30 protein-coding genes are annotated in these 26,654 nt (G+C 70.0%); 23 read left to right on the forward strand and 7 right to left on the reverse strand.

Translation table 11 applies throughout. The annotated features are described in order from the left end of the window. Positions 1-9 precede the first annotated feature (9 nt). The gene (locus tag AO398_RS09165; RefSeq protein WP_058191828.1) at positions 10-849 is read right to left on the reverse strand and encodes a serine protease; all 840 of its coding nucleotides are present in this window, start codon (positions 847-849) and stop codon (positions 10-12) included. A gap of 382 nt (positions 850-1,231) precedes the next feature. Between AO398_RS09165 and AO398_RS09170 the strand changes: the two genes are divergently transcribed. The 14 genes from AO398_RS09170 to AO398_RS09235 all read left to right on the forward strand — a co-directional run bounded on the left by AO398_RS09170 (position 1,232) and on the right by AO398_RS09235 (position 14,217). Continuing rightward, positions 1,232-3,115 carry a methanol/ethanol family PQQ-dependent dehydrogenase gene (locus tag AO398_RS09170; RefSeq protein WP_058191738.1) on the forward strand — a complete coding sequence of 628 codons (1,884 nt, stop codon included), beginning with the start codon at positions 1,232-1,234 and terminating at the stop codon, positions 3,113-3,115. Between the two features lie 125 nt (positions 3,116-3,240). Next, on the forward strand, positions 3,241-4,149 hold the full coding sequence (gene moxJ, locus AO398_RS09175; RefSeq protein ID WP_058191739.1) for a methanol oxidation system protein MoxJ: 909 nt from the start codon (positions 3,241-3,243) through the stop codon (positions 4,147-4,149). A 91-nt stretch (positions 4,150-4,240) separates the two neighbouring features. Beyond that, positions 4,241-4,807, forward strand: a complete 567-nt coding sequence (moxG, locus tag AO398_RS09180; protein ID WP_152997473.1) for a cytochrome c(L), periplasmic — start codon at positions 4,241-4,243, stop codon at positions 4,805-4,807. Positions 4,808-4,893: 86 nt separating this feature from the next. Continuing rightward, entirely contained in the window at positions 4,894-5,190 is a 297-nt protein-coding gene (locus AO398_RS09185; protein ID WP_058191741.1) for a methanol dehydrogenase [cytochrome c] subunit, read from the forward strand. A gap of 270 nt (positions 5,191-5,460) precedes the next feature. Beyond that, a complete protein-coding gene (locus tag AO398_RS09190; RefSeq protein WP_058191742.1) occupies positions 5,461-6,492 on the forward strand; it encodes a MoxR family ATPase in 1,032 nt (343 codons plus the stop codon). Then, positions 6,489-7,346 carry a DUF58 domain-containing protein gene (locus AO398_RS09195; RefSeq protein ID WP_058191743.1) on the forward strand — a complete coding sequence of 286 codons (858 nt, stop codon included), beginning with the start codon at positions 6,489-6,491 and terminating at the stop codon, positions 7,344-7,346. The genes AO398_RS09190 and AO398_RS09195 overlap by 4 nt, the downstream gene beginning before the upstream one ends. A 148-nt stretch (positions 7,347-7,494) precedes the next feature. Beyond that, positions 7,495-8,382 (forward strand): hypothetical protein, encoded by an 888-nt coding sequence (locus AO398_RS09200; RefSeq protein WP_058191744.1) that lies wholly within the window; start codon positions 7,495-7,497, stop codon positions 8,380-8,382. A 3-nt stretch (positions 8,383-8,385) separates the two neighbouring features. Next, entirely contained in the window at positions 8,386-9,435 is a 1,050-nt protein-coding gene (locus AO398_RS09205; protein ID WP_058191745.1) for a vWA domain-containing protein, read from the forward strand. A gap of 456 nt (positions 9,436-9,891) precedes the next feature. Continuing rightward, positions 9,892-10,470, forward strand: coding sequence for a hypothetical protein (locus AO398_RS09210; protein WP_058191746.1), 579 nt, complete (start codon positions 9,892-9,894; stop codon positions 10,468-10,470). Then, positions 10,467-11,498 carry a vWA domain-containing protein gene (locus tag AO398_RS09215; RefSeq protein ID WP_058191747.1) on the forward strand — a complete coding sequence of 344 codons (1,032 nt, stop codon included), beginning with the start codon at positions 10,467-10,469 and terminating at the stop codon, positions 11,496-11,498. The genes AO398_RS09210 and AO398_RS09215 overlap by 4 nt, the downstream gene beginning before the upstream one ends. Positions 11,499-11,500: 2 nt before the next feature. Beyond that, positions 11,501-12,034 (forward strand): SRPBCC family protein, encoded by a 534-nt coding sequence (locus tag AO398_RS09220; protein ID WP_058191748.1) that lies wholly within the window; start codon positions 11,501-11,503, stop codon positions 12,032-12,034. Further along, complete coding sequence (locus tag AO398_RS09225; RefSeq protein WP_058191749.1) at positions 12,031-12,987, forward strand: YncE family protein; 957 nt, start codon at positions 12,031-12,033, stop codon at positions 12,985-12,987. Before AO398_RS09220 ends, AO398_RS09225 begins: the two co-directional genes overlap by 4 nt. Then, positions 12,984-13,520: a hypothetical protein gene (locus tag AO398_RS09230; protein ID WP_058191750.1), complete on the forward strand. Its 537-nt coding sequence runs from the start codon at positions 12,984-12,986 to the stop codon at positions 13,518-13,520. The genes AO398_RS09225 and AO398_RS09230 overlap by 4 nt, the downstream gene beginning before the upstream one ends. A gap of 10 nt (positions 13,521-13,530) precedes the next feature. Continuing rightward, the gene (locus tag AO398_RS09235) at positions 13,531-14,217 is read left to right on the forward strand and encodes a response regulator transcription factor (protein WP_058191751.1); all 687 of its coding nucleotides are present in this window, start codon (positions 13,531-13,533) and stop codon (positions 14,215-14,217) included. Positions 14,218-14,281: 64 nt separating this feature from the next. On the opposite strand, the gene AO398_RS09240 is transcribed toward AO398_RS09235, so the two are convergent. Then, positions 14,282-14,548 carry a hypothetical protein gene (locus AO398_RS09240; protein ID WP_058191752.1) on the reverse strand — a complete coding sequence of 89 codons (267 nt, stop codon included), beginning with the start codon at positions 14,546-14,548 and terminating at the stop codon, positions 14,282-14,284. A 179-nt stretch (positions 14,549-14,727) separates the two neighbouring features. Between AO398_RS09240 and AO398_RS09245 the strand changes: the two genes are divergently transcribed. The 7 genes from AO398_RS09245 (at position 14,728) to AO398_RS09275 (ending at position 18,843) form a co-directional block, all read left to right on the forward strand. Next, complete coding sequence (locus AO398_RS09245) at positions 14,728-15,339, forward strand: PAS domain-containing protein (protein ID WP_058191753.1); 612 nt, start codon at positions 14,728-14,730, stop codon at positions 15,337-15,339. A 104-nt stretch (positions 15,340-15,443) separates the two neighbouring features. Continuing rightward, complete coding sequence (locus AO398_RS09250; RefSeq protein WP_058191754.1) at positions 15,444-15,668, forward strand: hypothetical protein; 225 nt, start codon at positions 15,444-15,446, stop codon at positions 15,666-15,668. A gap of 281 nt (positions 15,669-15,949) precedes the next feature. Continuing rightward, positions 15,950-16,333, forward strand: a complete 384-nt coding sequence (locus AO398_RS09255) for a hypothetical protein (protein WP_058191755.1) — start codon at positions 15,950-15,952, stop codon at positions 16,331-16,333. 29 nt (positions 16,334-16,362) lie between these two features. Continuing rightward, positions 16,363-17,016 carry a hypothetical protein gene (locus tag AO398_RS09260; RefSeq protein ID WP_058191756.1) on the forward strand — a complete coding sequence of 218 codons (654 nt, stop codon included), beginning with the start codon at positions 16,363-16,365 and terminating at the stop codon, positions 17,014-17,016. Between the two features lie 257 nt (positions 17,017-17,273). Beyond that, the gene (locus AO398_RS09265) at positions 17,274-17,732 is read left to right on the forward strand and encodes a MucR family transcriptional regulator (RefSeq protein ID WP_058191757.1); all 459 of its coding nucleotides are present in this window, start codon (positions 17,274-17,276) and stop codon (positions 17,730-17,732) included. A gap of 453 nt (positions 17,733-18,185) precedes the next feature. Continuing rightward, a complete protein-coding gene (locus AO398_RS09270) occupies positions 18,186-18,431 on the forward strand; it encodes a hypothetical protein (RefSeq protein WP_058191829.1) in 246 nt (81 codons plus the stop codon). 133 nt (positions 18,432-18,564) lie between these two features. Next, positions 18,565-18,843 (forward strand): hypothetical protein, encoded by a 279-nt coding sequence (locus tag AO398_RS09275; protein ID WP_058191758.1) that lies wholly within the window; start codon positions 18,565-18,567, stop codon positions 18,841-18,843. A gap of 14 nt (positions 18,844-18,857) precedes the next feature. Here the strand turns inward: AO398_RS09275 and AO398_RS29670 are convergent, their stop codons facing one another. After that, positions 18,858-18,986: a hypothetical protein gene (locus AO398_RS29670; protein ID WP_279596917.1), complete on the reverse strand. Its 129-nt coding sequence runs from the start codon at positions 18,984-18,986 to the stop codon at positions 18,858-18,860. Between the two features lie 318 nt (positions 18,987-19,304). Between AO398_RS29670 and AO398_RS09280 the strand changes: the two genes are divergently transcribed. Beyond that, complete coding sequence (locus tag AO398_RS09280; protein ID WP_243960356.1) at positions 19,305-19,763, forward strand: DUF3016 domain-containing protein; 459 nt, start codon at positions 19,305-19,307, stop codon at positions 19,761-19,763. A gap of 50 nt (positions 19,764-19,813) precedes the next feature. On the opposite strand, the gene AO398_RS09285 is transcribed toward AO398_RS09280, so the two are convergent. Further along, the gene (locus tag AO398_RS09285) at positions 19,814-21,412 is read right to left on the reverse strand and encodes a PepSY-associated TM helix domain-containing protein (RefSeq protein WP_058191760.1); all 1,599 of its coding nucleotides are present in this window, start codon (positions 21,410-21,412) and stop codon (positions 19,814-19,816) included. 10 nt (positions 21,413-21,422) lie between these two features. Then, on the reverse strand, positions 21,423-23,600 hold the full coding sequence (locus tag AO398_RS09290; protein ID WP_244498710.1) for a TonB-dependent siderophore receptor: 2,178 nt from the start codon (positions 23,598-23,600) through the stop codon (positions 21,423-21,425). Positions 23,601-24,204: 604 nt separating this feature from the next. Between AO398_RS09290 and AO398_RS09295 the strand changes: the two genes are divergently transcribed. Then, positions 24,205-24,627, forward strand: coding sequence for a helix-turn-helix transcriptional regulator (locus AO398_RS09295; protein ID WP_348272352.1), 423 nt, complete (start codon positions 24,205-24,207; stop codon positions 24,625-24,627). Between the two features lie 21 nt (positions 24,628-24,648). On the opposite strand, the gene AO398_RS09300 is transcribed toward AO398_RS09295, so the two are convergent. Both AO398_RS09300 and AO398_RS09305 read right to left on the reverse strand, forming a co-directional pair. Next, on the reverse strand, positions 24,649-26,043 hold the full coding sequence (locus AO398_RS09300; protein ID WP_244498705.1) for an FAD/NAD(P)-binding protein: 1,395 nt from the start codon (positions 26,041-26,043) through the stop codon (positions 24,649-24,651). A 219-nt stretch (positions 26,044-26,262) separates the two neighbouring features. Beyond that, positions 26,263-26,610: a hypothetical protein gene (locus tag AO398_RS09305; RefSeq protein ID WP_058191763.1), complete on the reverse strand. Its 348-nt coding sequence runs from the start codon at positions 26,608-26,610 to the stop codon at positions 26,263-26,265. Between the last annotated feature and the right edge of the window lie 44 nt (positions 26,611-26,654).

The raw sequence follows: 26,654 nt of genomic DNA on the forward strand, positions 1-26,654 counted from the left end.
CCGGCGCGCTCACTCGCGCCCGCCGGCACCGGCCCGACCGCGGAGCGCCGACAGCAGGCCGCCCTCGAAGAGCAGGGCGGACCCGTAGTGGAACTCGATGTCGAAGCGGCTGCGCGAGTTCATCGCCAGGGACGCGCTCTGCAGGGCGATGAGCCGGCCCGCCTCGTCGAACAGGCCTGAGCCCGAGCCGCCGTAGCCGTCGTTGCAATCGTGGCGCGCGCGGCGGATCGCGTCCTCGGTCGGCGGATCGATCCGCCGGATGGCGCAGCGCTCGAGGCTGCTGGGCCCGCGATAATTGCTATGGCCCGCCGGGGACACCATGGTCACCGGCAGGGCAATGTCCCCGACCGGCAGGTCGGGCGGCTCCGGCAGGGGCTGCGGGACGGCGTCGGCCGGTCGGTGAAGGCGCAGGATCGCCCAATCGTCGGTGATGTGCAGGCTGTCGGCGCCGGGCGCGGGTCCGAGCACCAGGCTGTCCGGGTCGAAATCGTAGTTGCGGCCCCCGATCTGGAAATAGCAATCGGCCACCGCGCGCGTGGCCGCGAGACGGCGATCGCGGAAATTGTGCGCGTTCAGCACCACGGTCGAGCGATCGGCGATCAGCCACGCCGCGGCGGCCTTCTGCGGGACCCCATCCGGATTGCGGCACCACAGGATGCCGGCGCCGCGGAATCGGTCGAAATCGGCCCCGGTCAGGTCGCGGCGCCCGTCCTGCGGGTAGAGCGCCGCAAGGCGCTGATCCGGCGGGGCGCGGTCCTCGCCCCGGGCGGCTCCCGCGAGGACGAGCAGGGCGGCGAGCGGCAGGAGCCGCCGCCAGGCCGACCGGATGGGCTCTTCGGTGACCGGCATTTCGGTGGCCAAGAGCACTCCGGACCGTCTCAAGCCCATCAGGCAGCCCCGAAGATTGAAGGCCGCGCTCGAAGCTGGCCGGGAACACAGTTTTGGGCGGGCGCCGGAGGGCGGTCAAGTCGGCAGCGGGTATTCCGGCCTTCCCGTCTGGCATTGCCGAATTATCCCGATAACAAATGTCAGCTTGCCTGAAGACATCGTCGGGCATTGGCGCATAAAACTGAAAGGTGACAAGATCTTAATAAGCAGATCATAAAGGTCGAATGTCTCTAAGTCGTAAGTAAATCTGACTATCGATGCGACTGGCCTCGATCGATCTTGCACTGCGAAAATCAATAGCTGCGATGCCGCGAGGCGGAGCGGCCTGGCGAGGAGATGCATCATGAGAAGCCTAGCGGGTTCCGTCTCGGTCCTGGCGATCCTGGCACTGGGGCCGGTCGGCCTTGCCGGAGCGGCTTTCGCCAACGACAAGCTCATCGAGCAGTCGAAGAGCGACGAAAACTGGGTGATGCCCGGTAAGAACTACGACTCGGACAATTACAGTGCTCTGACGCAGATCAACAAGAGCAACGTCAAGCAGCTCAAGCCGGCCTGGACCTTCTCGACCGGCCTGCTCAACGGCCACGAGGGCGCGCCCCTGGTCGTCGACGGCAAGATGTACGTCCACACCTCGTTCCCGAACAACACCTTCGCGCTCGATCTCGACGATCCGGGCAAGATCCTGTGGCAGGACAAGCCCAAGCAGAACCCGGCCGCCCGCTCGGTCGCCTGCTGCGACCTCGTCAACCGCGGGCTGGCCTACTGGCCCGGCGACGGCAAGACCCCGGCGCTGATCCTGAAGACCCTGCTCGACGGCAACGTCGTGGCGCTGAACGCGCAGACCGGCGAGACGGTGTGGAAGGTCGAGAATTCCGACATCAAGGTCGGCTCGACGCTCACCATCGCCCCCTACGTGGTGAAGGACAAGGTGATCATCGGCTCCTCGGGCGCCGAGCTCGGCGTACGCGGCTACCTAACCGCCTACGACGTGAAGACCGGCGCTCAGGTCTGGCGCGCCTACGCCACCGGCCCGGACGAGGATCTGCTGCTCGCCAAGGACTTCAACATCAAGAACGCCCATTACGGCCAGAAGGGCCTGGGCACCTCCACCTGGGAGGGCGACGCCTGGAAGATCGGCGGCGGCACCAACTGGGGCTGGTACGCCTACGACCCGGGCACGAACATGATCTACTTCGGCACCGGCAACCCGGCGCCGTGGAACGAGACCATGCGTCCGGGCGACAACAAGTGGACGATGACGATCTTCGGCCGCGACGTCGACACCGGCGAGGCGCATTTCGGCTACCAGAAGACGCCCCACGACGAGTGGGACTACGCCGGCGTCAACGTGATGATGCTGTCCGAGCAGAAGGACAAGGACGGGAAGATGAGGAAGCTCCTCACCCATCCCGACCGCAACGGCATCGTCTACACCCTCGACCGGACGGACGGTTCGCTGGTCTCGGCCAACAAGATGGACGACACGGTCAACGTGTTCAAGTCGGTGGACCTGAAGTCCGGCGCGCCGGTGCGCGACCCGGAATACGGCACCCGGATGGATCACCTCGCCAAGGACATCTGTCCCTCGGCGATGGGCTACCACAACCAGGGGCACGATTCCTACGATCCGAAGCGCCAAGCCTTCTACATGGGCATCAACCACATCTGCATGGATTGGGAGCCCTTCATGCTGCCCTACCGGGCGGGTCAGTTCTTCGTCGGCGCGACGCTGAACATGTATCCGGGCCCGAAGGGTGACCGGCAGAACTACGAGGGTCTCGGCCAGATCAAGAGCTACAACGCCATCACCGGCAAGTTTAACTGGGAGAAGATGGAGCGCTTCGCCGTCTGGGGCGGCACCACCGCCACCGCCGGCAACATCGTCCTGTACGGAACGCTCGACGGCTTCATCAAGGCGCGCGACTCGGACAACGGCGACCTCCTCTGGAAGTTCAAGCTGCCGTCCGGGGCGATCGGCTACCCGATCACCTACACCCACAAGGGGACCCAGTACGTCGCCATCTACTACGGCGTCGGCGGCTGGCCGGGCGTGGGCCTGGTGTTCGACCTGCAGGATCCGACCGCCGGTCTCGGCGCGGTGGGCGCCTTCAAGAAGCTCGCCAACTACACCCAGATGGGCGGCGGCGTGGTCGTGTTCTCGCTGGACGGCAAGGGTCCCTACGACGACCCGAATGTCGGCGAGTACGCGCAGCACGCCGCCAAGTAACCCGCACCTGATCCGCGCGTCCGAGCGCGCGACCGCTCCGCCGCCCCCTCCGGGCGGCGGAGCCCCGGCTCGGCGAACCCCGCGCACGGGTCGCCCCCGACAAGCATCATTGAGGGAACGACACCATGCCGCTTCTCGGCGGACTCCTTCGCGCGGCGACCTGCGCCGCGGCCCTGCTCGCCCTCGCGATCCCGGCCCAAAGGGCCTGGGCCCAGGAATCGGAAGCGCAGGCCATCCAGTCCGAGCCCGGCAAGGCCGCGGCCGCGCCCAAGGCCGACCCGTCCACCTTGCGGATCTGCGCCTCCGAGAAGCAGCCGCCGCTCTCCATGCGGGACGGGTCCGGGCTGGAGAACCGGGTCGCCGCCGCGGTCGCAGAGGCGATGGGGAAGAAACCCGTCTTCGTCTGGCTCGCCAAGCCGGCGATCTACCTCGTGCGCGACGGGCTGGAGAAGCGCACCTGCGATGTGGTGGTCGGCCTCGACAGCGACGACCCGCGGGTGCTGACCACCAAGCCCTATTACCGCAGCGGCTACGTCTTCATCACCCGCGCCGACAAGGACCTCGACGTGAAGTCGTGGTCGGATCCGCGCCTCAAGACCGTCGACCACATGGTCGTGCCGCTGGGCTCCCCGGGCGAGGCGATGCTCAAGGATATCGACCGCTACGAGGAGGACATGGCCTACCTCTACTCGCTGGTCGGCTTCCGGGCGCCCCGCAACCAGTACACGCAGATCGACCCGGCCCGGATCGTCAGCGAGGTCGCCAACGACAAGGCGGATGTGGGCGTCGCCTTCGCCCCCGACGTGGCCCGCTACGTCAAGGACTCGGCCGTGCCGCTGCGCATGACCCTCGTCCCGAACGACACGGTGAGCAGCGACGGCCGCAAGATGCCCCAGAGCTTCGACCAGTCCATGGGCGTGCGCCGGGACGACACGGCGCTCCGCGACGCCCTCGACGCCGCCATCGTCAAGGCCAAACCGCAGATCGACGCCATCCTGAAGCAGGACGGCGTCCCGGTCGTGGCCACCAACTGACTCTCAGCGCGCACCGGCAGCGAACTGCTGCCGCGCGATCCAGTTCCCGCGAAGCGAAAGTAAGATGACGAAGACCAAGCGTATCCGGTTGATGCTCCTGGCCGGCGCCGCCTCGGCGCTCTGTGCCGCCGCCGTGATGGCCCAGCCACAATCGGGGCCGCAGACCGGCCTCGTCTTCCGCAACACCATCACCGGGGAGCCGCTGGACCTCGCCGAAGGCAAGCCCGGCGGGCGCGACACCAAGGCGGTCCAGACCTTCTTCCAGACCGGCAAGAACCTCTACATCGACGACAAGGCGTGCCTGCGCAACGGTGAGAGCCTGTACCTGACCTCCTGCTCCGGCTGCCACGGCCATCTGGCCGAGGGCAAGGTCGGGCCCGGCCTCAACGACAATTACTGGACCTATCCGGCCAACACCGACGATACCGGCCTGTTCGCGACGATCTGGGGCGGCGCCAACGGCATGATGGGCCCGCACAACGAAGATCTGAATCCGGACGAGGCGCTGCAGGTCATCGCCTGGATCCGGCATCTCTATACCGGCCCGGTCAAAGATGCCGCCTGGCTGACCGACGAGCAGAAGACGCACTACACGCCTTTCAAGGAAGGCGAGACCTTCGCCAAGGACGCGCCCGGCCAGTGCAAGCCGCTGGAGTGAGCGTCCGCGCGGAGCAGCGCCCGGCCGAGCCGGCGCCAAAGAACGGCCCGTCGGGCCGCCCTGGGAGCGAACGCAAGGAATCGACGATGCGCAACAGAATCCTGATCACCGCCGCGATGTTGGCCGCGGGGGCGCTCGGCGCCCTGCCGGCGCTGGCCTATGACGGGCAGACCTGCAAGGCCCCGGGCAATTGCTGGGAGCCCAAGCCCGGCTTCCCCGAGAAGGTCGCGGGGACGAAGTACGATCCGAAGCACGACCCCAAGGAGGTCGGCAAGCAGGCGGAATCCATCAAGATGATGGAAGAGCGCAATCGCAAGCGCATCGAGAACGCCAAGAAGACCGGCAAGTTCGAATACGACGTCAGCAAGATCTCGGCGAACTGAGTCGCAGAGATCCAAATCTATCCCTCATCCTGAGGTGCCCAGCGATCGAGGATCGCTGGGCCTCGAAGGAGGGCTCCAGAGATCGCAAAGGCTTCTGGAGGGCGCCTTCGAGGCTTCCGCCTCGCGGAAGCACCTCAGGATGAGGTCGAGGATAGGAAGCCGGCAGTCGACAGGCTTCCGGTCTTCGCTGCACCGCGCGCTGCCCAGCCGGTCGCGCACCTCGGTCCGGTCTCTCCCTGAGGTCGGCCGCCATGTCCCGGAACCAGCGCGATGAACACGCTCCATCCCGGCGACGCCAAGCTCACCGATTGGCGGGCCTCGGCCGCCCGCTTCGAGGCGGAGGTCGCCAAGGCGGTGGTCGGCCAGGCGCGGATCATCCGCCTCGTCACCACGGCGATCTTCGCCCGCGGCCACGTCATGCTGGAGGGCGATGTCGGCGTCGGCAAGACCACGCTGCTGCGCGCGGTCGCCCGGGCGCTCGGCGGCGCCTACGAGCGCGTCGAGGGCACGGTCGACATGATGCCGACCGACCTGATCTATCACACCTATCTGGCCGAGGACGGCCGCCCCCGGGTCGAGCCGGGGCCGGTCCTGCGCCGGGCCGAAGACCTGGCGGTGTTCTTCTTCAACGAGATCAACCGGGCGCGGCCGCAGGTCCATGCCCTGCTCCTGCGGATCATGGCCGAGCGCAGCGTCACGGCCTTCGCCCGGGAGTACCGGTTTCCCAACCTCCAGGTCTTCGCTGATCGCAACCGGGTCGAGCGCGAGGAGACCTTCGAGCTGCCCGCCGCCGCCCGCGACCGCTTCCTGATGGAGATCGGGATGGATGCTCCGCGGGACGCGGAGGCCCGGCGCGCGCTGGTGTTCGATCCGCGCTTCCACGACACCGACCGGCTGATCGGCGCGGTTGCCGAGGGCGTGCTCGACCAGGCCCGCCTCGGCGCCATCGCGGCCTCGATCCAGGTGGCGATCCAGGCGTCGCCGGAGATCGAGACCTACGTGGTCGGGCTCTGGGACGCGCTGGTGCGCCCGGCGGAGGCCGGGATCCGGCTCTCCGGGATCGACATGGCGACTCTGGTCCAGGGCGGCGCCTCGCCGCGCGGCCTCGCCTTCCTGGTCCGGGCCGCCCGGGTGCGGGCGTGGCTGGAGGGGCGGGACTGGCTCGTCCCGGAGGATGTCCGCGCGGTTTTCCCCGAGGTGATGGCGCACCGCATCTTCCTAGAGCCGGTGCACGAGATGCGCCGCGGCGAGATCGTCCCGGACCTGTGCCGGGCGGTGTTCGAGACGGTGCCGGCCCCATGACCGGGGCGCCCTCGGCCGACATCATCTACCTGCCGCGCTGGCGCCCGAGGGGGCGTCGGTTCGGGGCGCATCGCGGCCAGGAGGCCGGTGGGCTGGGCACGTTCCGGGACCAGGTCCCGTTCCTGACCCTGCCGGATGCCCGCCGGATCGACCTGCGCGCCAGCCTGCGCGACCCGTTCGAGGGCGTGCATGTCCGGCGCTTCGAGATGCGCAACGCCGTCGAGGTCTGGGCGCTGATCGATCTCTCGGCCTCGATGCGCTTCCAGGGCGCCGGCGACCGTCTGCGTCTCGCGGCCGACCTCTGCGCCGGGCTCGCGGCCTCGGCGACCCGGATCGGCGACGGGTTGGGGGTGATCGGCTGCGACCGCGCCGTCCGGGCGGATCTCTACCTGCCGGCCACCCGCCGACGCGGGCCGGCCCTCGCCATGGCCGAGCGGATCGCGGCGGCGCGCTGCGAGGCCACCGGCGCCGAGGGGCTGCTGGAGGCCGCGCGCCTGCTGTTCGGCCGGCCGCGGCTGGTCTTCCTGGTCTCCGATTTCCGCTGGCCGCAGGCCCTGATCGGGCAGGTCTTCGCGGCGCTGGCGCTCCACGACACGGTCCCGGTGCTGCTCGCCGACAGCGCCGAGGATGCCGGCCTGCCGGATTGGGGCCTCGTCGAGCTCGACGATCTCGAAGGCGCGGGCCGCCGCCTCGTCTTCCTGCGCCCGGCCCTGAAGCGGCGCTGGATCGCCCGGGAGCAGGCCCGGCGCGACGCCCTGCGCAGCCTCGCCGCCGCGTCCTCGGCCCGGGCCCCGTTCCACCTGGTCGACCGCTTCAACGCCCAGGCGCTCACCCGCCACCTGCTGGCGACCTGAGATGACGGGGGCGCACACCAAAAGTCCCGGTTTCAAAAGGTCCGAGACCTTTTGCGGGTGCAGGGCGGAGCCCTGCGATCGGGCACAGCCCCAGGCATCAGGGCTCCGCCCCGATACCCCGCCGAAGGGCTTCGCTCTTCGGAATCTCATGATCTTGGCCTGCTGCGCGCTCCTTTCTCAGGCCGGCGCCGCTCTGGCGCAGGTGCGCTCCGTCGAGGTGCGGGTGCCCCGCGCCTTCGGGTATTTTCTGGGCGACCTGGTGCGGGCCCAGGCCGACATCGCGGTCGATCCCGGTTTCAGCCTGCAGCGCGCCTCCCTGCCGGCGCCGGGGCCGCTGACCTACTGGCTCGACCTGCGGGACATCACCGTCGAGGAGAGCCCCGGCCGGGTCCGGCTGCACCTCACCTACCAGAGCTTCTACGCGGCGCTCGATGCCCGCCAGGTCGCGATCCCGGGCTTTTCCGTGTCGCTGGAGAGCGCGGCCGCCGGCGGTACCACTTCGGCCAAGGCCGAGATTCCCGGCTGGTCGCTCGGCGTCTCGCCCCTGCGGGAGGTCCAGCCTGAGAAGCACGACGACCCGGCCGAGTATCTGCGGCCGGACGGGCGCGTCCCCCGGCTCGACCCGGTGCCGGACCTGCGGGCCGCCCTCGTCGCCCTCGGGGCCGCCGTGCTGGCGCTGGCCGCCCTCGGCTATGATCGCGGCTGGTTCGCGAGGCCCGGGCGCCCCTTCGCCAGGGCCGCCCGGGCGGTGCGCCGGTTGGGCCGCGGGGGCGAGGGCGGCTACCGCGAGGCCCTACGCCTGATCCATCGCGGCCTCGACGAGACCGACGGCGGCCGGGTGCTGGCCGACGACCTCCCGGCCTTCCTCGACCGGCATCCGGCCTTCCGCCGGGAGGGTCCGGCGCTGGCCAGGTTCTTCGACGCCTCGCGCCGGGCCTTCTTCGGCCGCGAGATCGAGGCCGCCCGGGCGAGCCTGCCCTGGTCCGAGGTCGAGTCCGGCCTGCGTCGGCTCGCCGCCGCCGAGCGGGAGGCCTGAGCGATGACGGTCGGATCGCTCGGGGTCGCATCGCCCGCCTGGCTGTGGCTGTTGCCGCTGGCGCTGCTGCCCCTCTTCGCCTCCGGGCGCCGGCGGGCCGCGGTCTCGGCCGTCGCCGCGGCCCCGGCCGATCCGGCCTCCCGCTGGATCGCCTGGCTGCTGCGGGGCGCGGGTGTGCTCGCGGTCAGTGGCCTGGTGGTGGCGCTGGCCGGCCCCTACGGCGCCGGCGCGCCGGTGACCCGCATCGGCATCGGCGCCCCGATCTCGATGCTGATCGACCGGTCCGGCAGCATGAACGAGACCTTCGCGGGGCGGCAGCCCTCGGGCGCGGAGGAATCGAAGGCCGCCGCCTCCCGGCGCCTGCTGGCCGATTTCGTCGGCGCCCGGGCGCACGACCTGTTCGCGGTCACGGCCTTCTCCACTGCGCCGATGCTGGTCATGCCGATGACCGACCGGCATGCGGCCGTGCGCGCCGCCATCGCGGCGATCGACCGGCCCGGCCTCGACTACACCAACGTCGCCCGCGGCCTCGCGATGGCGCTGTCGCAATTCGCCCCGGAGAGCAGCGGCTCCCGGGTCCTGCTGTTCATCTCGGACGGGGCCGCGGTGATCGACCCGCGGGTGCAGGATGCCCTGCGCGCCGCTTTCACCAAGCTGCACCCGACCCTGTACTGGCTGTTCCTGCGCACCAAGGGCTCGCCCTCGATCCACGACCGGCCGGCCGGGGAGGACACCCCCCAGGCCGCCCCAGAGCGCCATCTCGACCTGTTCTTCAAGAGCCTCGGCGTGCCCTACCGGGCCTTCGAGGCCGAAGGGGCCCCTGCGGTTGCCGACGCCATCGCACAGATCGCCGCCCTGGAGCGCAACCCGATCCCCTATACCGAGCCGCGCCCCCGCCGCGACCTGACCGGGTTCGCCTACGCGCTCGCCGGGCTCGGGCTTTTCTTGCTCGTCCTGGCGGCCCTCGCCGAGGCAGATTTTTTGGCGGCTCGGGTCGCGGGTGTCGCCGTGCCGGAGCGTGCGCCCGCGCCGGATATCCGGAGGGCGGCATGATGATGCGGTCCGGTATCCTCCTGGGCCTGCGCCGCGTGCCACGGCGCTCGGTTCCATGCGGAACGCGGCGTGCGCTCCTCTCCTGCCGATCCCGTGCCGACTGGGGATCGATCATGCGTGTGGACTGCGGGGTGCCCACATCTTTGACGGAAGAGGGCAACGATCAAGGACACGCGCCTCTCCCTCCCCCCTCTGCGGGGGAGGGTGGCCTCTGCGTCAGCAGGGGTCGGGAGAGGGGAGCGACGGTGCCGGAGAGGTCGCGACGCCTGATCCATCCTGCATCGTCGCGCTGCCCCTCTCCCGACCCCCTTCGGGGGCCTCCCTCCCCCGCAGAGGGGGGAGGGAGGGCGCCCGCCCTCTCCGGAGCTCGTCACCTTTTCAGCCGGGGAGGATCCGAAGCCCGATCCCTGAGCCCGGTCGCCCGCACGCGAGAGGACATCCGTGCCGCGTCCAGCCATGCGTAAGTCCGGTCCCCGCCTCTGGGGCCGGCCTCGGCCGCGGCTCCTCCTCGCCCTGCCGGTGCTGCTCGGCCTCACGGCCTTGGGCTTCGGCGTGTCCGCCTGGCGGGCGGATTCGGCCAACCGGAGCATCGCGGCGCTCGAAGCTGGCACGGATCTCGACGTCGGGACCGGGGCGCCGGCGCCTGTCCTGGTGGCGCGGATCGGCTACCTCGCCGGGCACGGGCAGCTGGAGGAGACCGAGCCCCTGGTCGCCGCCCTCGACCGGGCGGCGGCCGCCGACGCCGCGTCCCGTGCGCGCTACCGCGTCGCCAACGCCCGGATGCGCGAGGCTTTCGGGCTTCTGACCCGCGGCGCCCTCGACAAGGCCGGCCCGCAGGTGACCCTGGCCCGGCAGGATTATCGCCGCGCCCTCCGGGACCGGCCGGAGTTTTGGAACGCGAAGTTCAACCTCGACGTCGCCTCCCGGCTGATCCGCGACTTCCCGGAATTCGATCGCGCCAGCGGCGACGAGATGCGCGCCGAGCCGAAGCAGATCTGGACCGACATCCCGGGGCAGCCGCGAGGTGGCCCATGAGCCGGCAAACGATTCTGGAAGGCCTGCCGCTCGCGCGCAACCTGCGCGGGCGGCGCTTCCAGGCCTTGGCCCTCGCCCTGGCCCTGGTGATCGCCGCCCTGGTGGTGCCGGCCCTGAAGGTGACCCGCGCGGGCGTCGCGGTGCTGGCGGTGGTGGACATCACCGGCTCGATGAACGTGCGCGACTACGCCGTCGACGGCCGCCCGGCGAGCCGGCTGGAGATCGCCAAGGCGGCCCTGCGCCGGCTGGTGGCGGACCTGCCCTGCGGGTCGCGGATCGCACTGGCGCTGTTCACCGAGCGGAAGCCGTTCCTGCTGTTCGAGCCCGTGGAGGTCTGCGCCGAGTTCGCGCCGCTCGACGGCGCCCTGGCAGCGCTCGACTGGCGGATGGCCTGGGAGGGGGACAGCCGGATCAGCGCCGGCCTCTACCGGGCGGTGGAGATGGCGGCCGGGCTCGGGACGGACCTGCTGTTCGTCACCGATGGCCAGGAAACGCCGCCGCTCCCCGCCGGGCAAGTCCCGCCCTTCGAGGGCAGGCCGGGGGCGGTCCGGGGCCTGATCGTCGGCGCCGGCGCCTACGGCCTGTCGCCGATCCCGAAATTCGACGATCGCGGCCGCGAGAGCGGTTTTTTCGCCGAGACGGACGTGCAGCAGGAGAACCGGTTCGGGCCGCCACCGGCCGACGCCGAATCCCGCGCCGGCTACAATCCGCGCAACGCCCCGTTCGGCGCCGCCGCCGCGCAGGGCAGCGAGCACCTCTCGTCGGTACGCGAGGGGCACCTGAAGCAGCTCGCCGCGGTCACGGGCCTCGCCTACGCGCATCTCGACGGGCCGGGCGGGCTCGACCGGCCCCTGATCGAGGCCGGGACGCCGCGTCCGCTGCCGGGCCGGATCGACCCGCGCCCCGCGCTCGGCGCCCTGGCGCTCGCCCTCGTGCTCGGCGTCCTGCTGGCGGCGCCCCTGTGCGGGCTGGGCCGCCGCATCACCCCGTTCACCACCACCCACCGTTTGCGTTTCCGGAAAGCCTGATCATGCGTCGCGTCCTCACCAGCCTCGCCATCCTGTTCGCCGCCGGCACGGCCTTGGCTCACGGGCCAACCCCCCAAAAAATCGATCAGACCATCACCATCCGGGCGACCCCGGACGCGGTCTGGAAGGTGGTCGGGCCGTTCGGCGGCATCGGCGCCTGGCATCCGGACGTGGCCAAGGTCGAGGCCACAGGGGGCGACGGCGCGGGCGCCGTCCGCAAGGTCACGCTGAAGCGCGGCGGCACCCTGGTCGAGGGGCTCGACGAGTGGAAGGGGGCGGAGCGGACCTACTCGTACCGCATGTCCGACCCCGATCTCGACGCCTTGCCGGTCTCGTCCTACTCCGCGACCCTCACGGTGACGCCGGACGGCGAGGGGGCGAAGGTCGAGTGGATGGGCCGCTTCTACCGGGGCGATACCGGCAACGAGCCGCCCGAGAATCTGAGCGACGCCGCCGGCAAGGAGGCGATGAACCGCTACTTCTCCGAGGGCCTCAAGGGCTTGAAGGCGAAGCTGGAGAGCGGGCCGCAGCGATGAGGCGCGCGCGGCGCCTTTTCGGGCTCGCCGGTCTCGCGCTTGCCGTCGGGCCGGCGGATGCGGGTTCCGTCTGGGTCGCGAGCCAGCAGGGCGCCCGCGCCAGCCGGATCGAGCGGCCGGACGGCGCACCCGCCGCCGAGGTCGCTGTGGCGCCGTCCCCGGCCGTGGTCGCCGCCGGTCCCGGAGGGCGGCTCTATCTCAGTCATCCGGACGGCCGCGCGATCACGGTGATCGCCGCCGACGGACCGACACTGCAATGGCCTGTCCCCGGCCAGCCCTTCGGGCTCGCGGCGGACCCGGGCTGGCGCTTTCTCTATGTCGGTGACTGGTCCGGCAACCGGGTGCTGCGCCTCTCGGCGGAGACCGTCGCGGCCGCCGCCGAGGTCGCGGTCGGGCCCGACCCGGCCGGGCTCACCCTCGGCGCCAACGGCCGGCTCTACGTGGCCGAGCGCGAGGGCCGCAGCGTCGGCGTGGTCGACACCGCCCGGATGGTGCGGATCGCCGGCATCCCGGTCGGCGACGGACCCTTCGCCCTGGCCCACGATCCGGTCCGCGACCGGGTCTACGTCGCCAACGTGCGCAGCAACGACCTCACCGTCATCGACGCGGGTGCGCTCAAGCCCGTCGCGACGCTGCCGGTCGGGGCGAGCCCCTACGGCGTCGCCGTCAGCCCGGACGGGCGGCGCGTGGTCGTCACCAACCAGCATGCCGGCACCGTCTCGATCGTCGATGCCGACACCCTCACGGTCGCCGCCACGGTGCCGGTCGGCCGCTATCCCGAGGGCGTGGCGATCCTCGAAGGCCTCGCCTACGTGGCAAACTGGTTCTCCGACGACGTCTCCGTGGTCGACCTCGCGGCCCGGACGGAGACGGGCCGGATCCCGGTGCCCGAGGGGCCGCGCACCCTCGTGGCGGCCCAGACGGCGCCGGTTTCGGCGGAGGCCGGCGGATGACGCGGCGGCTCGCCAGCCTGATCCTCGCCGGCCAGATGCTCGGCAGCCTGTTGCTCGCCGCCTGCGACCGGCCCCAGGAACCGGGCTCCGAGGAGGGCCAGGCCGTCGTGGCGCGGACCTCGGAGAGCGAGCTTCCGGCCTGGCTGTCGCCCACCGACGGGACCGACCCGGGCCGGTGGCTCGCCGGTCGGGAGGTCGGCCACCCGCTGCCGGCCGGGTCCGAACCCGTCCGGACGATGCAGGACGCCCTGGCGGAGGCCAAGGGCGGCTTCATCGAGGATCCGCGCATGATCGCCAACCGCACGGCCCAGCTCGGGCTGATGCTGGCCGAGATCGGCAAGACGGAACGATACGCGCTGCTGCTGACCGGGTTCAGCACCGTCGCGGCCCGACGCGGCCGCCACAAGAGCCTCTATGGGGAGATGTGCCAGCATTACTTCAACACCCGCGCCCGCGGTATCGACCATGCCGCCGCCCTGGCGCTGCTCGCCGACCGGTTCGCGCCGCTCGCCGGCGATGGGGAAACCCCATGAGGGCCTCCCGATGAGCGCCGCACTGCGTCGGGTCGAGCCCATGTCCCGGCGGTCCGCCCGGCCGCGCGACCTCCTGATCGTCGACGACCATCCGATTGTTCTCCAGGGCTTCCGGCTCCTGGCCGAGGAAGCCGGGATCGCGCGCGTCCACGAGGCGCGCGACATCGTCGGCGCCTATCGCACGTTCCACCGCCACCGGCCGTCCGTGGTGGTGACCGACCTGAGCTTCCGGGACGACGGCCTGTCCGGCCTGTCGCTGATCCGCCGGATCCGCGCGCTGGAGCCCGGGGCGCGGATCCTCGCGCTGAGCATGCATCGCGACCCGGTCATCGTCGCCCGCGTCCTGGAATGCGGGGCTCTGGGCTTCGTGCTCAAGGATACGCCCGCCGCGTCCTTCCTGGACGCGCTGGAGGCGGTCACCAATGGCCGCTCCTACCTGCCCCACGACATCGCTATCGAGATCGCGATGCTGAATGCCGGCGCGCGCGACCTGCCGCTGGCGAATCTGAGCAGTCGCGAGATGCAGATCCTGGTGCTGATCGGGAAGGGCAAATCCTACGACGAGATCGCCGACATCCTGACGCTCAACTACCGCAGCGTCGTGAACGCCACCGCCGCGCTGCGCTGCAAGCTCGGCGTCGGCAGCACGGCCGAGCTCATGCAGATCGCTGCGGCCCAGGCCCGGACGCTGCCCTGAGGGGCACGGCCGGGCCGGCCGCTATCCGAGACATCGCGACGTGTGATCCGAGGCGCTGCGCGCTCTACCGGGGCAGGGTTTCCGCCAAGGCCTGCACATGGGCGACGAAGCGCCTGCGCGTCTCCGGGCTGACGCGCAGCAGGTAGGAGCGCACGAGATCGAGGAGGACGGTACCGTCGGGGTCGGTGCCCGCCATCGGTCCCGCGGCGCCCGTGCCCGATGCGAAGAAGCTGGAGACCGGCACACCCAGCGCGCGTGCGATCTCACCCAGAGGGCTGCCGAAGGCGGTGGCCCGGTTCTCCGGGCGCGACGGTTTGGAATCGTCACCCATGATCGGTTCTGCGCGGCTCGGGTTCGGTTGTGCGGGCGAAGCAGCGACGGCCTGTCGTTCCAACCGTCCTGCGACGCGAAGGCCCCCCGATCCGATCATGAAATTTCCGACAGGTTCCCGGATGAAATGGTACGCTCGCGCACCAAATCGCCCTGACGCGACCAAGCGGGATGGCTACGATGGGACAGCGCTCGAAGACGCCGGTCAACGCGACCGGCGGCTTCCGTGAACCGCACGACCAGCTCCGTGCTGCACTGGAAGACTCGTGCGTGGTCGGCGTCTGGGACTGGGACATCGTCCGCCACGTGGTCGTGTACGATGCCTGCGCGGCGCGCTTGCTCGCCGGCGATCCCGATCTGGCCGAGACCGAGTTGAGCGGCAACGCCGCCATGTCCACGGTGCATCCGGCCGACCATGCGTGGCTGATCGAGCAGATCCAACAGGCATCGCGGACCAGCGGCCTGGTGATTGCCGAGTACCGGGTCATCGCCCCGGACGGCACGGTGCGGTGGCTGCTCAGCCGTGGGCGCACGTTCGAGGATCCGAATGGGCGTCCGGTCCGCTGCCGCGGCGTCATCATCGACATCATCGAGCTTCAGCATCCGGGCGGCGAGCGCTACGTGTTCAGCAACCTGATGGCGCCGGTCGATCCCCTGGAACGGGCCGCCGATCTGGCCATCGCGCTGAAGCGGACCCTCGACGCCGACACGCCGGCCGAGGTTCGCGCCGCCGCGGATGTGCTGCTGATGAGCCTCGGTCGCGCGATCGCCCGGACCGGCCGCGTGCGCTGAACCGCCCCGATCCCGGACGATCACGACGGCGCCTGCGCCCGAGATCCGGGAACATGCCGCGGCCCTATCGTCTTGGCCCTCCACGGACCACCCGGGAGGATCAGATGGGACAGGATGTCGACGCGGCACGCGAAGCCCTTGGAACGGTGCCGCCGGGGCGGCCGGCGGGCGCGGTGAAGACGCCTGACCCGACTGCCGGCGGCAGCGGCCCGCATGCCCCGGGCAACCCCGAGGCGCCGGACGAGGCGGCGCCGGAGAGCGGCGGCTACGATACGCGCCCGCCCGTGCCCCGGCCGGACAACCGCAAGGGCGGCTACGGCGCCGGCTGACCGATCCCATCCGGCTGCCGACCTTCGCGGGAACCGACCGGAAGGCGATGTCGGGATGCGCTCCGGGGGGACGCCCCCGGCTAACTCCGGAGTACGGCGGTCGAACGAACGATGTTTTTTAAGAGCCGCTTTTATTCGGCGGATGTTCAGGAATGAATTTTCCGGAACTAAATATAATCCAGGCCAGAAAACGTAAGGCTTGGTCTGTAAATACCAATTGAATGGAACGTATCATGGATCGGGGGGATTGATGGGGTCCGGAATGATCGACGGAGCCCATCATGCGTACCACCATCGCCGCCCTTCTTGTCGCCACGCTGTCTGGATCGAGCGCCTTCGCGCAGACCACCGTGACGGGCACGCCGGCGGCCCCCGACGCGAAGACGAGCCAGCAATCCGGTGGGCAGGAGAGCGTCACCCGGCCGAACACCGACAAGATGACGCCCAACGGCACCGGCGCCGCTGCCCATACCAACGTCCAGCTCGAGAAGGGCGCCAACAGCTTCACCGAGGGTGAGGCGCGCGCGCGGCTCGAGAAGTCCGGCTACGCGGACGCCAAGAATCTCATGAAGGACGGTGACGGCATCTGGCGCGGCACCGCCATGCATGGCGGCAAGCAGGTCAACGTCGGCCTCGATTTCAAGGGCAACGTGTCGGCCCAGTGATCCCCTGACCTTCACCAAGGAGATTTTTCATGGCTCAGCAAACCATTACGGCCCTCTACGATCGGTACGAGGATGCCAGCACGGCTGTCGGCAAGCTTGAGGCCGGCGGCATTCCGCACGGTGACATCAGCATCGTCAGCAACAACGAGGGCGATCGCCACGCCGGTCGCACCGGTACGGACGGGACCCACATCAGCGAGGACACCAAGGAGAAGGCCAAGGACGGGACCGGCACCGGAGCCACGCTCGGCACCGTGGTCGGCGGCGCGGCCGGCCTTCTGGCGGGTCTCGGCCTGATCGCGATCCCGGGCGTCGGCCCGGTCGTGGCGGCTGGTTGGCTCGTCGCCACCCTGACCGGTGCCGGCATCGGTGCCGCGGCAGGCGGCCTGGGCGGGGCCCTCACCGGCGCTGGCGTCAGCGAGACCGATGCCCATGCCTACGGCGAGGGCGTGCGCCGCGGCGGGACGCTCGTCACCGTTCGCGTCGACGAAGCGCGCACCACGATGGTGCCGATGGTGATGGACGTTCTGGAGCAGCACGGCTCGGTCGATCTCGATCAGAAGACCAGCGCGTGGCGTGCCGATGGCTGGGAGGCGCCGGCCCCCGCCGCCGGAACCGTCGCCGCCGGCCCGACGGACGGCCGGAACCGCGTGCGGTCTTATCCCGGCACCACGAGCCTCTGATCGGTCAAGGGGCGCGACCGAGCGCAAAGACGGGTTCGCGCTGGATCGGCCAGCGCAGCCCACAAAATCGATAAACGCGCCTTCAGCGGCCGGGACATGCGTCCCGGCCGCTTTCCGTTCGATGTGTCCGAATGTTGCGATGCTGGCGGCGGAGCCGCTGGTGCGAGCAGAATAACGTTGAAAGCCGAATTTAACGTGTTGAATCGCAAGTCGGCCCGAAACAACAAGGAGCAGTCACATGATGAGAGGGGCTGAATATGAACGACACATCCTATGGGAAATCGTCCAACTTCACCGAGTTGACGGTTGATCTTGTCGCTGCCTACGTCGCCAAAAATCCTGTCCCGGCTACAGAGTTGCCGGCGCTGATCGCCCGGATATACGGCGCGATCGCCGGCTTGGCCTCCGGCACGGCTTCGGTCGAGACCGGCGCGACTGCACCGGCTGCCGTCGACAAGCCGAGCGCCGCCCAGATCCGCAAATCGGTCCAGCCGGACGGGATCGTGAGCTTCCTCGACGGCAAGACCTACAAGACCCTCAAGCGGCACCTGGCCGCCAACGGCCTGAGCCCACAGAGCTACCGGGAGCGCTACGGTCTGCCGACCGATTATCCCATGGTCGCTCCGAGCTACGCCGAGCAGCGCTCCGCCCTCGCCAAGGCGATCGGCCTGGGCCAGCCCGGGTCCATGGCCAAGCGCAAGGGCCAAGCCGCCTGAGCGCGCTCATCCCCGGTGGGGCCGGCGGTGTAGACCGCCGTCAGCGTGTCCGTTGGGCAGATTGATCGACCTGGAACCTGCCCGTTTCGACGGTCAGGGCGATGGTTCTCCGGGAGAGCCGGGGCTTCAGACATTCCGACCCAGGCGCGGCTCGGCACATCCGTGAGCCGTACTTCAGGAACGGCCGTCCCGATCGTGCGGACGGGGATGCCACCCCGACCGATCCGAAGCGTCCTGGCTGGCCACGACAGCAGGGCACGCCTGCCCGCGCAGGAACTGCAACGGCTGGGTGAGACGAATCTCCACAGACGGTTCGTATGGTTGCAGGTGCATCGCGTCCCCACCTCACATAGAACATATAGTGAACATGGCGTCCGGTCAGGCCGGTCGTCTGTCCCGGTGCCGCGGCGTCGAACCGGAGTGGAGGGCTGTCGATTGATCGAGGAACGGCCGATGCCGACGAAGCTCTATCGCTTCCACTGCACGGACGGGCATGAGCTGGTGATCGACCTGAAGGGCCGACGCCTGCCGACCTTGGCGCAGATGCGCGTCCATGCCGAGCGGGTCGCCCTCGGGTTGATGGAGCGGGTCGAGCGGTTCGACTGGTCGGGTTGGCAGGTCGAGGCCTACGATGCCAAGGGGCGGCGCGTCTGGATCCGGGCGTTCGTCGACGTGAACGTGGATGTGCAGGCCGCCTGAGACGCAGCGGCAAGCGCAGCATGCCGGATATCGGAACCGGCGCGATGCGCTGGCTTTTGAGGCGCATCGTCGTTTCCGAAAGCCGGCGGCGATCTTTCGGGACGAGGCTCTAGGGACTCAGGGAGACAGACAGATGGCGTTCAAGCCGAAATCGGCCGCGGAGACCAAGGCGAAGGATCTGGGCCTCGCGCTCGCCCGGATCGCCGAGAGCGACGGCACGCCGACGAGCATCGGCGTCGACCAGCTGCGGCGGGTGAGCCCGCGCCTCACGCCCCTGGCAATCGGCCAGATGGTGCGCAAGGAGCGCGCAATCGTCGAGGAGACGCTGGCCGAGCGCGGTCTGGCGCTGATCGACTATGCCGATCAGGGGCCGGGCCGCGGCATGGAATTCGCCATCGACGCGGCGGGATGATCCGGGTGGGCCGATCAGGCGACCGCCGGACGGCTCCGCAGCAGACGACCGGCTAGGCGGAACGGCAGCAGCGGCAGCTTGAACAGGGCCGTGAGGGCCAGGACCGCGATGACGGTGAGGATCGCCAGAAAAGAATTGAGCAAGCGGTGCGCGCTCCCATGAAGGGCTGCCCTCGCGGGCTGGTGACGACAGGTGGCGCCCGGAACGCGGCGAGACTATGGACGCTTCGGCGCGCGACTGAATTCGTGCGGCTCCATCCGATCGTCGCGCGCAACGCGGAAACGGAAGGCCCGACAAGGGGTTTTGCTGTTGTGCGCGGCTCGCCCGCTCCGGTCCTGGCGTTCCGCAGGCCGCCGCGGTGACACACGGCCGCAACCGCGGATCACGACAGCCGAGGCAGTGGGTTCGACATGCGCAAACACGGTGCAGGCTGGGCCGGCCTCGTCTTGGTTGGGATACTGATGGCGGCCGGACCAGCCGCCGCGGAGGTGCAGGTCCGCTACGCGGCGCCGGAGCGCTTCACCGACGCGGAGAACCGCTTCGCCTCGGGGCAGCCGCTCCGGGTGACGCTGGCCGAGCTGACGCGAATCCTGGTCGATCTGGGCAAGACCCGGCTTCGCCCGGACGAGCGCCTCGACATCACCGTGCTCGACATCGATCTCGCCGGGTTCGACCGGTCGGGCTTCGCCTCGCCGACCGGCGTCCGCATCGTGACCGACGCCACGCCGCCGCGCATCCGCCTCGCCTACGTGCTGCGCCGGGGCGGCCGCATCGTCGCGCAGGGGGAGGACACGGTCACGGACATCAACTTCCTGCTGACGTCCAACCCGCGCTTCTCCACCGGCGGCCTGTATTACGAGCGCCAGCTTCTGCGGGACTGGTTCGCGCGCCGCTTTCCCACAGGGGCCGAGCGCGGTTGAAGGGAAAGCCCGGGCGATCGCCCGGCAATCCCGAAACCCGTCCGCACCGGTCACTCGGCGGCGGCACCGCTCAAGGCCTGCCGGGATGCGCCGCGCGGGCGCGAAGGCCGGGTGCCGTCGTAGCGCGCGGCCTTGCCGGCGGCGAAGCGCAGGAGGGCCGCGAGACTGAGCAGGACGAGGTCGACCCCGACGAACAGCGGTTCGACCGGGTCGCCCGCGCCGAAGGCCCGCTGCATCCGCCAGGCATCGGCGACAGCCGCCGCCGCATAGAGGGCGGCGGCCGCACTCAGCACTTCGGGCCAGGCGCGGCGCTGCGGACGCAGCAAGCCGACCATCGCGATCAGCACCCAGACGGCGAAGAAACCGCGAATCTCCCAGAGCGCCCGGTCGGGCATCCCCGCCGGCAAGATCCGGTTCGCCAGGAAATAGCCCGCGATGGCCGCCGGCAGCCCGGCGATCGTCGCGATGTTGAGGCCCTGGACCAGGCGCAAACCCAGATGCGGCACGATTCCGGCCTCGGTCGCGGCCTCGGTCCCGGCCTTCTTGGGCAGGCGGGCCACCGACCACAGGAGCAGGCCCGTGGCCACCATGGCGCTGCCGGCAAGCCCGCACAGGAAGAACAGGATTCGCAGGGCCGGCCCGGCGAAATGCGCCTCGTGCAGGCCGACCATCGTGGTGAAGGTCCTGGCCGCTGGCTTCAACCCGCCCGCCCGGACCTCCAGGACGGCGCCGGTGACGCCGTCGAAAGCGACCTGCGGGTGCTCGTGCGAGAGCCCGCGGGGCTCCTCGAACACCACCACCACGGTGGCGTTCGCATCCTTGGGGTTGCCGATCGAGATCCGCTCCAGGGGCTCGTAGACCGTCTCCAGGGCGCGCAGCACCATCGGGCCGACGGGGGCCAGCGTGCCGGGCCGGCCTGCAGGCGGGCGCGGCGCGGTGATCTGGCCGGCCTCGGCGAAGAAACGCTGCGTGTCGCCTCGATAGGCCGTGTTCATGCCCCACGGCATGTACAGGAACGACAGGGTGACCAGCCCCGTATAGGTGATCATCAGGTGGAACGGCAGGGCGAGCACGCCCGTGACGTTGTGGGCGTCGAGCCAGCCGCGCTGGGCGGACTTGTCCCGCCGGAAGGTGAAGAAGTCGGCAAAAATCCGCCGATGGGTGATGATCCCCGAGATCAGCGCCACCAGCATGATCATCGCGCAGATGCCGACGATCCAGCGGCCCCACAGGGGCGCCATGTTCAGCTCGAAATGGAAGCGGTAGAGGAAGTCGCCGCCGCGGGTGTCCCGCAGGACGGCCGGCACCCCGGTCGCCGGGTCGAGGAACACCCGGTTCGGCGGCTGGCCCGGGCCGGTCCGCCAGAACAGCTCGAGGAGGGGCACGTCCGGCCGTGGTGGCGTGATGAACCACGACCGCGCCCCACCTGCCTGCGCCTGCAGGTAGGCGACGCCGCGCTCCACCGAGGCCGCCAGCGCGTCGGGGACGAGCGCGGGACCGGCGTGGAGCTCCGGCCGCATCCAGCGCGAGATCTCGGGCCGGTAATAGCTCGCGGTCCCGGTGACGAAGACCGAAAACAGCACCCAGCCGACGATCAGGCCGGACCAGGCGTGCAGCCACGCCATCGACTGCCGGAAGCTGTTGCGCATCAGGCCGGCCTCACCAGCGATAGCGCAGGGTGGCGTAGACCGTGCGCGGCAGGCCGTAGAAGCAGCTCGAATAGCTGAAGCAGCCGGTGACGTAGCGCTCGTCGAGCAGGTTCTGGACGTTGATCTGCGCGCTGAGACCTGCGAGGCGCGGGTCGAGATGCTTCATGTCGTACGAGGCCACGGCGTCGACGAGCAGGCTCGACGGCACCTCGAAGGTGTTGGCCGGGTCACCCCAGGACGAACCGAGATAGCGCACGCCGCCGCCGAGCCCAAGGCCCAGGAGCGGGCCGCCGGTGAAGCGGTAATCGACGAACAGCGAGGCTGTCGTGTCGGGGATCTGGACCGGGCGGCGGCCCAGGAGCGGGACCTGCCGCCGGGTCAGGTCGTTCTGCGTCGTGCTCGTGTCCCGGGTGTTGCGCGCGTCCAGCAGAGAGAATCCGCCGATCAGGCTGAGCCCTTCGGTCACGCTCGCCCGGGCCTCGAACTCGACGCCCTGGACCCCGACCTCGCCGGTCTGCAGGCTGAAGCCATTGTTGGCCGGGTCGGGCGTCAGGGAGTTCGACCGGCGGATGTCGAAGGCTGCGGCGGTGAGCAGGATGTCCGTGCCCGGCGGCTGGTACTTGATCCCGGCCTCGTACTGATCGCTGGAGATCGGATCCGGGATACGCCCGGCCGACCCGAGGGCGGTGTCGAAGATGCGCCCGTTGGTGATCGGCTCGAATGCCTGGCTGTAGGAGACGTACGGGGCCACGCCGTTCTCGAACAGGTAGAGCAGGCTCGCCCGGCCCGTGAAGGCATCGGAGGGCACGTCCTGGTACGCGACTGCGCCGGTGGCCAGCGTCCGGGTCGGCCCGGATTGGCGCGCCACGTCGTAGCGGCCGCCCAGGGTGAGGACGAGGCCGCCGAGCTTCATCTGATCCTGGAAGTACACGCCGGTCTGAGCCGCCGTGATCTTGGCCGCCGACGTGAAGGCCGGGGTCGGGATGTTCATGGCGTAGTTCGGCGCCAGCACGTTGAGGTCGGGCGCGCTCGGGAACGGCGTGGTGAGGCTCCAGGTCCGGAAGGTTCGGTGATCGACCCCGAGCAGGGCGGTGTGCGCCACCGGGCCGGTGTCGAAATTGGCCACCGCGTTGTTGTCGAGGGTGTAGGCATCGATATCGACCCGGGTGCCGATGCGGGCGCGGCCGAGCAGCGGCCCGCTGGCGAATGGGCCGTTGGCATCCGCGAAAGCGCTGTAGACGCTGCGGTAATCCCCTTCCGTGCGCAGGTAGCGGCCGGCCGAGTGGAACCGCAGCCAGTCGGTGACGCGATGGTCGAACAGGTATTCGATCGAGCCCTGCGTCCGGTCCGAGCGCTCGAAGTTGCGGTCGCCGTCGTAGAAATCCACCGGCAGGCGGCCGATCCGCCCACTGCCGAAATTCCGGGCGAAGACGGTGCCGACTGCCGGGAAGCCGCCGTAGAAGCCCGAGAACGGGTCGCGCTGGTAGTTGCCGATGATCGTCAGCGACGTGTCGGTGGAGGGCCGCCAGGTGAGGCTCGGGTTGATGAAGGCCCGCTCCACCCGGGTGGTCACCGCCTGGGCGTCGCCGTTCCAGCCCAACCCCACCAGGCGGTAGGCGAACTGGTCGGCCAGGCCCGGGATGTCGGAGGCGATGGGGCCGCCGACGTCGAAGCCGCTGCGCACCTCGTTGAAGCCGCCGCCCTGGATGAAGACCTCGCCGTGGCGGACGAATTGCGGTACCTTCGAGACCAGGTTGACGATGCCGCCCGGACCGGACTGCCCGTACAGGACCGAGGCCGGTCCCTTGATGATGTCGATCCGCTCCAGCCGATAGGCGTCGACCGACGGGAACGCGTCGCGGTTGGTGGGCAGGGCGAGCCCGTCGAGGAACAGCGGCGCGACGAAGCCACGGATGTAGAATTGCTCCAGCCGCGTCGCCCCGGCGCCGCCGCGCTGCTCGGTGGTGACGCTCGGGGTGTAGCGCAGCGCCTGCGTGACCGTCAGCGCGTTCTGGTCCTCGATCTGCTGTCGCCCGATGACCGAGATCGATTGCGCCGTCTCTAGGATCGGCGTGTCGGTCTTGGTGCCGACCGTGCTGCGGCTGGCGACATAGCCCGGAACCGGGCCGACCGCCCCGCGGGCGCCGTACAGGTCGCCGTTGAGGGTCCGGCCGCCGCCCTCGCCCATGACGCTCAGCTCGGACAACTCGATATCGGTCGTCGGCGCGCTCTGGGCTCGGGCGGCGCCGGACACGACCAGGGCGCAAGTCGTCGAGAGCAACGCGAGAGACAGGGATCCGGCCAGCGACCGTTCGATTGCGCTCCAGGTCGTTTCTGCCCGGGACCGGTTCATTGTAATGCCTCTAATAAGAGCGCGAAAACGCCCACGCTCTTCACGAAAACATCGGCCTCACGCCGTCGTGATCGTGTTGGCATCAGAATATTAATCGAGGCAACCGCTATGTTGTGGAGCCGTTCTAATATAACTTGGATCTATTCCAGGTTGCGTCGGGCTTACAGCGATGATCCCGAGGGTTAGGAGCGCCGCCGCCGCCGGAGCCGTGCACGCGACGCTGTGGGTATCCGGGCCGCGCTCGGTATGGACGCGACGGAATCCGCCATCGCGGTGCCTTCGCCGAGGCGCGACGACGTGATGACGCGGCGGCGGCGGCTCGCGGATACGGCCAAGATATGCAACCTACACAAGCGAGGGTTGCATGGTGGCGCGAAACTCAATCGTGCGCGATACAGTTAGGCAGCTTCTAGAGCGGGGCCACTTTCGGCCGCGCAGCGTGAAAGACCGTTTCGACATGATGACCGTGACCAAGCCGAAGCTCGCGACCGCAGCCGATCGCGCGATCGGAAGCCGGATCGCCGCGCTCCGGGCCGCGCAGGGGCTGAGCCAGACGACGCTCGGCCATGCGATCGGCGTCAGCTTCCAGCAGGTGCAGAAATACGAGAAGGGCCGCAACCGGGTCGGCGCCAGCCGCCTGCAGATGATTGCCGATCTGCTCAAGGTTCCGGTCGAGACGTTTTTCACCGATAAGCTGCCGGCAGAGGCCGGCGCCGAGCCAGTCCAGGCGCTGTTCGACGATCCCGAGATCATGGACCTCGTGACGGCGTTCCGGTCCATCCCGGACCAGACCACCCGCAGCGGCGTCCTGTCGATCGTGAAGGCCGCCGCCGCGCTTCGGCAGGCCCACGCCGAAGCCTGACCAAATCCCGGACGCCGGCCCTCAAGCCTTGCCGGCGAGCAGCCCGCCGACCGCGTTCACGATATGCTGGGCGATGTCGGGGGCGCCGGTCATCTCGCCGAAGCTGCCCCGGGTCATCGGCCCGAAGGCGTAGAGGCCGGCCTGGGCCTCTCCCGAAGGATCGAGGACGCGGCTGCGGCGATCGACGGCGAGGCCGAGACCCACGGCGTCGAGGCTGGCTGTTCCGTCGGCCAGCAGGGCAGCCACCAGCGGGTTGCGCGCAACCTCTCGCTCCGGCCCCGTACACAGAACCACCGCGTCGAACCGACGACGCTCGGTCTCGCTGCGGCTGCGTCCCAGTTCCGCCTCCAAGCGCCCGTCCGGGCCGAGCGCCAGGCCGGTGATGGCCGCCCGTTCCACCGTGAGGCGTCCCTCGATCCGGGCCCGGGTGAGGGCCGCTTCGATCTGCGGCGCGATGCGGAAGCGGTGCACCTCCCAGAACGGCAGAAGGCGGCGGACGACCCGCCGCTTCTCGTCGGGCGGCAGGCTGCCCCAGAGATCCGGCAGGGCCGGGCGCAGGGAATCGACCACCGCATGCCAACCCAGGGCCGGGTCGACCGCGGCGATCCGCGTCCGGACGAGCCGGAGCAGGTCCAACGCCGTCGCGGGCCGCTGCCCGCCGACCACGTCGAGATCCATCTTGAAGACCCCGTGTGTCTTCGGCAGGAGACCGCGCCGGGATACGGCCGTGATCGAACCGCGATGCCCGCCGGCGCCGAGGCTCGTCACGACATCGGCCATGGTCAACCCGGTGCCGACCACCAAGACGGAGGCGTCCGGGTCGATTCCCGCCAGCGCGTCGGTCGCCCAGGGATCGGCGACCAAGCGACCGGATTGCGCGACGCCGGCCCCGATCGGACAGGGGAGGGCGGGCACGGCGTGGCCGAAGCACAGCGCAACCCGGTCGGCCATGATCCGCTCGCCGGATCCGGTGACGATCACCCACGCCCCGCCCGCCATCCGCACCTCCGTGGCGGTGGTGCGCAGATGGCGCAGGCGCACCCGATCCGCCGCTGCCGCGAGGGTCCGGGCCAGGGTGTCGCCGATATAAGCGCCGTAATCGGCCCGGGGCACGTAGGCGCCGGTTGCATCCTCGCTCGCCGCGTCGGGCAGGATGCCCTGCGCATGCAGCCACGCGGTCACGGCCCCCGGTTCGTTGGTGCCGATATCCAGACGGTCGCTCGGCACATTGATGCGATGGCTGCGATCTTGGGTGCTGTAAGCCACCCCGCGCCCGAGTTCAGCCCGGGGCTCCAGCACGACGATATCGAGCGGCCCTCCCGATGCCCGGATGGCGTGGATGGCCAGAACCGCGCCGGTGAAGCCGCCGCCGACGATCGCGAGGCGCAGGAATGGGTCGGTGCGTGGTGTGATCACGGAGCAGTCCCGAAGATTTCCGGAGATCTTCGATCAGGCCCGCGATGCGCGCGCAACCCCGAGGAGGGGCATCGGCCGGCGATGCGCGCAGGGGCCGGCCATTCCAGGCTGCGCTGAAACGGCACAACGCGATGTTTCCCGTGAAACATCGTCCGGTAACGCTGACCCGCTACCGCAGGCGCCTCCGCTTCATCGGCAGCCGTTCTCCGCAGCGGGATCTTAAACCGTCCCGGGCGCGAACTGAACGAAGGCGCCCGCAAAAGCCGCACCGCTGGCGAGCGCTCCCGCTGCCCGATAGGTCCCCGCCGTCAGCCGGCGTCCGGGGAGGGCCCAGCTCAACGCGGGCAGGGCGATCAGGTTCAGCACGATGCCCGCCAGCACCGCAGCCGCGATGGCTCCGAGCCATAGGGACAGAGCGCTGGTGAGGATGTGGTGCACATCTCCGAGCTCGTTGATCAGGCGGACGCCGCCGCCGGCCAGAAACCCGATGGCCGCCGCCCCGGTGATCGTTTCCCGGCGCAGGGCGATGCCGGGATGCAACGGCTGCTTGTTTTCGATCCCGCGCATGGGGGAACTCCGGCCCTGGTAATCCGGCAGGGTCCCCCATTGCG

Origin of the sequence: Methylobacterium sp. GXS13 (assembly GCF_001455965.1) — a bacterium.
In the GTDB taxonomy this organism is placed as follows: domain Bacteria; phylum Pseudomonadota; class Alphaproteobacteria; order Rhizobiales; family Beijerinckiaceae; genus Methylobacterium.